The sequence below is a fragment of the Winogradskyella sp. genome (genome assembly GCF_045105575.1).
In the GTDB taxonomy this organism is placed as follows: Bacteria; Bacteroidota; Bacteroidia; order Flavobacteriales; family Flavobacteriaceae; genus Winogradskyella.
In genome coordinates this window covers 1-7,882 of the sequence record NZ_JBGCDQ010000046.1, presented here as the reverse complement: position 1 = coordinate 7,882, position 7,882 = coordinate 1, and the positions used below count along the sequence as shown (strand labels likewise).

Sequence of the window (7,882 nt, the reverse complement as noted above, 5' to 3'; positions counted from 1 at the left end):
ACAAAATCTTGAGATACAACAGCATCTTCAGTATAACCTAAAACACCTTTCATAGAACCATCAGCTGCTTTTTTCATTGCTGCTTTAATATCTTCTAGAGACGTTTCTTTTTTAGTTCTTACCGTTAAATCTACTACAGATACATCTACAGTTGGCACTCTAAACGCCATACCTGTTAATTTTCCGTCTAATTCAGGAATTACTTTTCCTACTGCTTTTGCCGCTCCTGTAGAACTTGGAATGATATTGTTTAGTGCAGAACGTCCTAAACGGTAATTTTTACGTGAAGGCGCATCTACAGTAAACTGCGTAGAAGTTGCTGCGTGAATCGTAGTCATTAATGCTTCTTCAATTCCGAAATTATCTTCAATGACCTTAGCCAATGGAGCTAAACAGTTGGTTGTACAAGACGCATTAGATACAATAGTATCACTTGCTTTTAATGTACCGTCATTAACTCCCATTACAAACATAGGTGCGTCTTTACTAGGTGCCGAAATGACTACTTTTTTAGCTCCGCCATCAATATGATATTGTGCTGTTTCTAAGGTTGTAAAAATACCTGTACATTCTGCTACAACGGTTGCTCCTGCTTCATCCCATTTTAAATTCTTAGGATCTCTTTCTGCAGTCACACGAATGGTTTTTCCGTCTACAACTAAGTGTCCGTCTTTTACTTCAACAGTACCATCGAATCTTCCATGAACCGAATCGTACTTTAATAAGTAAGCCAAATGATCTACATCTAATAAATCATTAATTGCTACAACGTCTACATCGTTGCGTTTTACTGTTGCTCTAAACACGATTCTTCCTATTCTACCGAATCCGTTGATTCCTAATTTTAAATTTGCCATATCTCTATTTGTTATTTTTCGTTTATTATTAAATTGACATTATATCTGAAACTCTTAGAAGTTCCATATTAATTTTTGATTTTCCTTTTACTGCTTGGTCAAATGGAGTTAAATCCATGATGTCATTTTTAAGACCCACCATATAATTACTTTTTCCTGTAATTAAGCTTTCAACGGCTTTTACTCCCATTCTACTTGCTAAAACACGATCGAAACACGATGGTGCTCCACCACGTTGCATATGTCCAAGAACTGAAACTCGTACTTCGTATTCAGACATGTTTTCGTCCACGTAGTCTTTCAGCTCAAAAACACTTTTTCCTATTTTATCACCTTCTGCAACAACGACGATACTCGATGATTTTCCCGATTGCTTACTACGTCTTAATGATTCTACCAAACGTTCTAAACCTAAATCTTCTTCTGGTATTAAAATCTCTTCAGCACCTGCACCAATGCCGACATTCAAAGCTATATGACCAACATCACGTCCCATCACCTCAATAAAGAATAAGCGGTTGTGCGAACTTGCCGTATCTCTAATTTTATCAATTACCTCAACCACTGTGTTTAAGGCTGTGTCGTACCCTAAAGTATGCGTTGTACCAACGATATCATTATCGATAGTACCAGGAATTCCCATCACTGGAAAATTAAATTCTTGATTAAAAATCATTGCACCTGTAAAACTTCCGTCTCCACCAATGACTACAAAAGCATCAATTCCTGCTTTTTTTAATTGCTCATAAGCTTTTGCTCTGCCTTCTTTTGTTCTAAATTCTTTAGAACGTGCCGATTTTAACATTGTTCCGCCTTTATTGATAATGCCTTTTACACTACGTGCATCCATTTCAATAAAATCGCCATCAATCATACCTTCATAACCTCTAAAAATACCGTAACATGTTATATCATGAAAAGCGCATGTTCTAACTACAGATCTAATTGCTGCATTCATTCCTGGAGAATCACCTCCAGATGTTAAAACACCTATTTTTTTTATTGTGTGTACCATTTATAAACCCAATTTTGAGTAAAATTACTAAAGTCTACAAAAAATAAAGTGACTATTGTCATAAAATTATGACTTCAAAAAAAAATCAAACGTTTTCGTTAATAAGTATTTTAATAAGTCTCAGTAATTTAAGAATTTAAGACTTTGTTTTTGCCTTTTCTGGCTTCATACTCATGTAAGATGGCATTAAATCACTATCCTCAGTTTTCTCTTCTTCTTTGGCTTTTTTGGCGTTTTTATCCTTTTTGTTTTTTCCTGAAAAGATAATTTGAAGTAGTTCTTTAAACGAATCAAATTCTACATTATAAGATAAACCAACGCCTTGTGTAAAACCGATTTCTTCACCAAAATTTCTAATACTATTTTCTCTGTTAAAGACCTTAGCTCTGAGTGTACCGTCTTCATTTAATAAGAGATCGATTTGTACATCACCACTAATAACAGTTTGACTAGCACTACCAAATGGCACAGCAACCTTTCCGTTAACTAACATTCTATCAGTGATTTTAGTTTGAAGTGTGACACCTACTCTATTATCCGTCTGTAACTCTGGTGTGTCTTGGCCTAATTCAAAATCGAACCCAACATCTAAATTCCCATTACTACTACCAAAGAGATTGTTTACAATACCTGAGAGTCGTTCTGAAATAGTCCCTGTAAAATTAGCACCACGTACTCCGTTAGAAAAACCTCCCGTAGCTAAGAAAATTAAAGCTTGGTTATCGCGTTCTTCTTTCGAAGATAATCTGTAATCTAACTCTGATTTCACCGCTGAGTTCACCGTAGGAAATCTAAAATCGAATTGTGGTTCTGGTTGTTCTAATTTTCCTGTGAGATGAATTTCTACTTCTACATCGATACTTTGGTTGATAGGATTGTCTAATAATACGGATGGATTGGCTGTACTCTCATAAACGGCTTTTAAATTAAGCTCTGCATCAAGTGGATTTCCTTGCCATACAATACTGCCTCCGCGTTCTACATTAAATCTCTTTTCAACAAAACCACCATATTTAAAATTATACGTTCCATCGAGTACTACAAAATCCCCCCACATATTAAAGGTGCCATTAGTGTTGATTAAGAAATTTAAACCGCCTATACCGCGTCCTTTAATGGTACTTCCAGCTTCTTTATCAATCACGATTTCGATCGTGGCATTTTTGTTGACATTTAAATCGAAATCTAAGACTAAACCTTTTACTTCAATGGTTTCTGAAATTTCTCCTTTAATTCTGGCTAATTTTTCATCTGGACTTAAAAAATGCATAAACGAGTTGTCACCAAAACTTTCGGAATCGTTTAACGGAATAAAAAATTCGGTACCTGCTTCCGTATAGCCATCTATCACTTTGATTACCAACTGGTCTGTAGGCCCTTTTATTTGTGCTTTACCAGATATAAAGCCTGTACCATAATAGAGTTCATCTTCAGATTCTTTTGTGTTTAAAACTAAAAGTCGGTCTGTGGTCAATTCTAAGCCTAATTTCCATTCTGAAAAATTATCGTGTTCAATATAGCCATTCAAGTTTCCTTTAGAGAAATACTTAGAATCTGTCATTGCTACATTATTAAAATTGAAGCGCTGATTTTTAAGGGTAACTTTAGAGTCGAAATCAAAACCATAATCGACATTAAGATACGGAATAGACAAACCAGCTCTATCGAGTAATAATTCTCCATCGATACTTGGCTGTCGTAGGCTTCCTGTTACTTTGGCATTACCAGAAACCAAACCTCTAATATTACTAATGACTCCTTTACCTAAAGGATTAAGTGGATCTAAGAGAAATTCTTCAAAACCGACATTTAAATTAATTTTAGGATCGGTCTCTGATACATCAATAGTCCCTTTAGCATCCAAGGATTTTAAATTATCGTTGATTAACGTAACGTCCACATTATAATTGGTAATGGAATTGTTACCTTCTATATTGGCTCTAAGGTTTCCTAAGTCGTAATCGTTGACAAAAAGACTACTGACTTCTACATTAGATTTTGGTAAATACACACCATTATTTTGAACCACATCTAACTTTCCGTTTACAATTCCTCTTAAATCTAGGCTATCAATACGCGGAGTAATTTTAACGAGTTGCACGTCTTTAAAATCGATATTGAAGTCTTTGTTTAAGGAATCATTTATTTTTCCAGATACTTGAATAAGTTCGTTGCCTTGTGTAATTTTAATAGGAAAAATATCAAACGCTTTAAAACCTCTATCGAAACTAATTTTATTTAAGGTATCCTTTTCTGAATTCAACAACCAATCATAGCCTTTGAATAGCACATCGGATTTTCTGATGCCAACGACAGATTTATTTGCTTTGTCGATGGTATAGAATAGATTCAAATTAAAATTATCTGCATTGTTTTTTCCACCTTTAAATTCAGACTTAATTAATAAGGTGTCGCGTTTGGTGACATTAATTAGACTAAACTGCGATGCATTGTAAATACCTGCACTAAGACTGTCTATTTCTATATATGTATTATAAAGTGGATTACTGTTATCTACACTAACGTTGATGTTATTTACAAAATAATCTTTAAATTTAATCTCTGGAGAATTAAAGGTGAGTTCAAATCCTTTTTCGTCGGTTTCTATGCGTCCTTCAATAAAGGTGTTTTTGCCTAAGGTGAGGTCTTTAAAAAACACAGCAGCAATTTTAGAGTAGATATTAAATTTAAAATCGAGATACTGCCCTTCTTCAACAACATTTGGTATGTAATTGGTGTAAATACTTCCGACTGAGTTTTCAATTAATTTTAAAACATCTCGAGTTTTAAACTCACCCGAAATTTTACCATTTATAATATCTGGTGAGTTTACAGAAATGTTACGTACATTATCTTCGAACTGAGATAGAATATCAAAATCTTGAAAATTATAACTGCCGTCTTGGTTCTTGTACGTGGTGTTTTTTATATTAATGGCTCCGCTCGCGTTGTCGTAACTAGATCCTCTAGCCGTCATGCTCACTAAACCTCTAAATTCTGAAATATTATCTCGCGTTACAAAGTTTAATCGGTTGAGATTAGCGTAACCTACGTTAGCTTTAAAATCGAATTTTTTGATGTCTTCGGAAAAATCAACCAAACCATTAAAATCGAGTTTTAGATTAAGATCTTCTGCTTTAACAATACCATTAAATATTTTATTTCCTAGATCACCTGAAAGTTTAATATCTCTGTACACATACCCATTGTAATCTAATACAAATACATCACCTTTAACGTCCGTTCTTAAATTATCTAGCGTAAAGCCTTTACCATCTACATCGAGGTTAAGCGAAGTGGTTTTTACTAAAGGATCATTAATCAATTCGCCGATATTAAACTCATCTAGAACAATATTTCCAACGTAATTAGCATTGTCAATATCGTCAATATTTGTGAGTTGTAAGTCCGATTTAATAAAACCTAAATTAGTTGTGATTTCAATATCAGCTTCAATACGTTTTCTTGTAATATAGGACGTTCCTTTGATATTAAAATTACCCACTTTAGAAATCACGCTAGGAATTGACTTCCCTAACAATCTCGGCATCAACGCTGTAAGGTCATTATAATTTGATGCTAAATTTTTAAAATTTCCTTGTAAAGCGAACGTATTGTCTTCTCTATTAAATAAATTCTTGAAGGTAATGTCTCCAATTATTCTTGTATTTCTGGTCGTACTGACATTTAGGTTTGTGGCCACTAAATCATTTAGCGTACCTGATAAATCTGCATTAAAAGTCGCTTGCTGATTGGTACCAAATTCATCAAAAAACACATTAAGTTCCGTTAATGAAATATTAGAATCTTTAAAGCTTGCTGCAACATTAACCTTGTCTTTAAAGTATTTTAAATCTTCACGTTTGTAGTTAAATCGTAAATCACCTTTTAACTCAGATTGTTCCGTTTTAATATTTAAATCACCAAAGGTCATATGATCTAAGGCATACTCAAAATTTGCCATTAAATTTTTAACCGCAATACCTCTACTATCTCTAAAACTGAATTTATTGATGCGTGATCTTACTTCAGGACCATTGATTAAAAAGTCTGTGGTGTTTGCATTGAGTTCGGTAAACTCAAAGAGTTTTGGAGTTTCTAAGTTTTCATCAATTAATCGAAAAATGCCATTTTCTATAGAGACATCACTTGAAGAAAATAAGAATTCGCTTGGTGATGTTCTTGGGTTATCACTATCGAATTTCGCAACAAAAACGTCTAAGTTTGTTTCAACTTCTCCTTTGTACGTAATAAGATTAAAAACAACATTCTGAAGATCGATATCACCAAAATTAAGTTTACCATTAATGAGATTCTGAAAACTAATAATAGAGCTATTTATTTCTCCAACAGCAATCAAGGTATCCTTTTTATAATCTCTAATGAGTATGTCTTTAAGTTCTACATCTCCGTTGATTTGAAGACCTACACGACCCACATTAATATCAGTTTTAAAATCGTTATTAAGTGTATCTGTGACATACCTACCTAACTTAGTTTGCACAGCAGGAATAGATAAGACCAAAAACAAAATGAAAAAAAGCAGCAAAATTATTGCCACTGTTTTACCTAATATTTTGAGTATTCGTTTGATAAAAATTATGTGTTTAACCTCTTATTCCAATTCTAGTCTAAAATTGGATTCAAATCTTGTTATCTTTGCGCTTACAATACGTTGTTTTTTATGACTTTGGACTGTAAAGGGTAAAATTAACAATTATTGTGCCTAATATCGACTATGGAAAAAGAAAATATTTATATCCTAGGCATTGAGTCTTCTTGCGATGACACAAGTGCTGCCATACTTTGTAACGACCAAATTTTAAGCAATGTTGTTGCCGACCAAAAAATACATGCAGAATATGGTGGTGTGGTGCCAGAATTAGCCTCGCGTGCGCACCAACAAAACATTGTTCCTGTGGTACACCAAGCCATAGAAAAAGCAGGCATTACAAAAGAACAAATAAGTGCCATTGCCTTTACTAGAGGTCCTGGCTTAATGGGCTCGTTATTAGTCGGTACGTCATTTGCAAAATCCTTGGCTTATGGATTGGATATTCCCTTAATTGATGTCAACCACATGCAAGCGCATATTTTGGCTCATTTTATAGACGAAAAAGATCATAACAAACCACCGTTTCCTTTTTTAGCGATGACGATTTCTGGTGGACATACGCAAATCGTTAAAGTGACCCATCATTTTGAAATGGACGTTTTAGGCGAAACCATTGATGATGCTGTTGGCGAAGCTTTCGATAAAAGTGGGAAAGTACTAGGTTTAGGCTATCCTGCTGGTCCTGAAATTGATAGACGTGCGCAGCTAGGAAACCCAAAAGCCTATCAGTTTACCAAACCAAAAGTAGATGGATTAAAATTTAGTTTTTCAGGATTAAAAACAAACATTCTTTATTTTGTACAGCGTGAAGTGAAGGCAAATCCGAATTTTATTGAGGATAACTTGAATGATATTTGTGCGTCAATTCAATATACGATTATTGGGATTTTAATGGATAAATTGAAATTGGCTGTAAAACAAACTGGTATCACACACATTGCCATTGGTGGTGGTGTTTCTGCTAATTCCGGAATTAGAAAGGCTTTAAAAGATGCTGAACAGAAATTTGGTTGGACCTCTTATATTCCAAAATTTGAATATACCACAGACAATGCTGCTATGATTGCTATTGTTGGCTATTTGAAGTATTTGGAGCAAGATTTTTCGGATTTTCATGTGATGGCTAGTGCGCGTTTGAAGCTATGATATAAGGAAAAACTTCTAATCCTATAGAAACGTACGACTCCTCTGGAGTCGAAAAACTTAATCTCAAAACATCCTTTTATAAATGTTTGATACCTCTGGTATCATTACGTATTATGATATATTCTTTATTGTATGAAAGTGGAAGTAAAAGCAAATCTCAATTTTATTGAGGACAATTACTAATTGCATAGAAACGTACGACTCCTCTAGAGTCGAAAAATCGAAGCTCAAAAACATCTTTTTACAAGC

The 7,882-nt window shown here is 34.1% G+C and carries 4 protein-coding genes; 1 reads left to right on the top strand and 3 read right to left on the bottom strand.

Annotated features, from left to right (window positions below; translation table 11 throughout):
• From gap to AB8B52_RS11190, 3 genes are all read right to left on the bottom strand, one after another.
• Positions 1–857: type I glyceraldehyde-3-phosphate dehydrogenase (gene gap / locus AB8B52_RS11200; protein ID WP_406028117.1), on the bottom strand; the 857-nt coding region annotated here is incomplete at its 3' end.
• A gap of 28 nt (positions 858–885) precedes the next feature.
• On the bottom strand, positions 886–1,872 hold the full coding sequence (pfkA, locus tag AB8B52_RS11195) for a 6-phosphofructokinase (RefSeq protein WP_406028115.1): 987 nt from the start codon (positions 1,870–1,872) through the stop codon (positions 886–888).
• Positions 1,873–2,008: 136 nt separating this feature from the next.
• Positions 2,009–6,376 (bottom strand): translocation/assembly module TamB domain-containing protein, encoded by a 4,368-nt coding sequence (locus AB8B52_RS11190; RefSeq protein WP_406028113.1) that lies wholly within the window; start codon positions 6,374–6,376, stop codon positions 2,009–2,011.
• A 234-nt stretch (positions 6,377–6,610) separates the two neighbouring features.
• Here AB8B52_RS11190 and tsaD point away from each other — a divergent pair, with 234 nt between their 5' ends.
• Complete coding sequence (gene tsaD, locus AB8B52_RS11185; RefSeq protein WP_406028111.1) at positions 6,611–7,633, top strand: tRNA (adenosine(37)-N6)-threonylcarbamoyltransferase complex transferase subunit TsaD; 1,023 nt, start codon at positions 6,611–6,613, stop codon at positions 7,631–7,633.
• Positions 7,634–7,882 lie beyond the last annotated feature (249 nt).

Bases quoted from the DNA above. Each gene is read 5' to 3' on its own strand.
- pfkA (WP_406028115.1), bottom strand. From the start codon at position 1,872: ATGGTACACACAATAAAAAAAATAGGTGTTTTAACATCTGGAGGTGAT.
- tsaD (WP_406028111.1), top strand. From the start codon at position 6,611: ATGGAAAAAGAAAATATTTATATCCTAGGCATTGAGTCTTCTTGCGAT.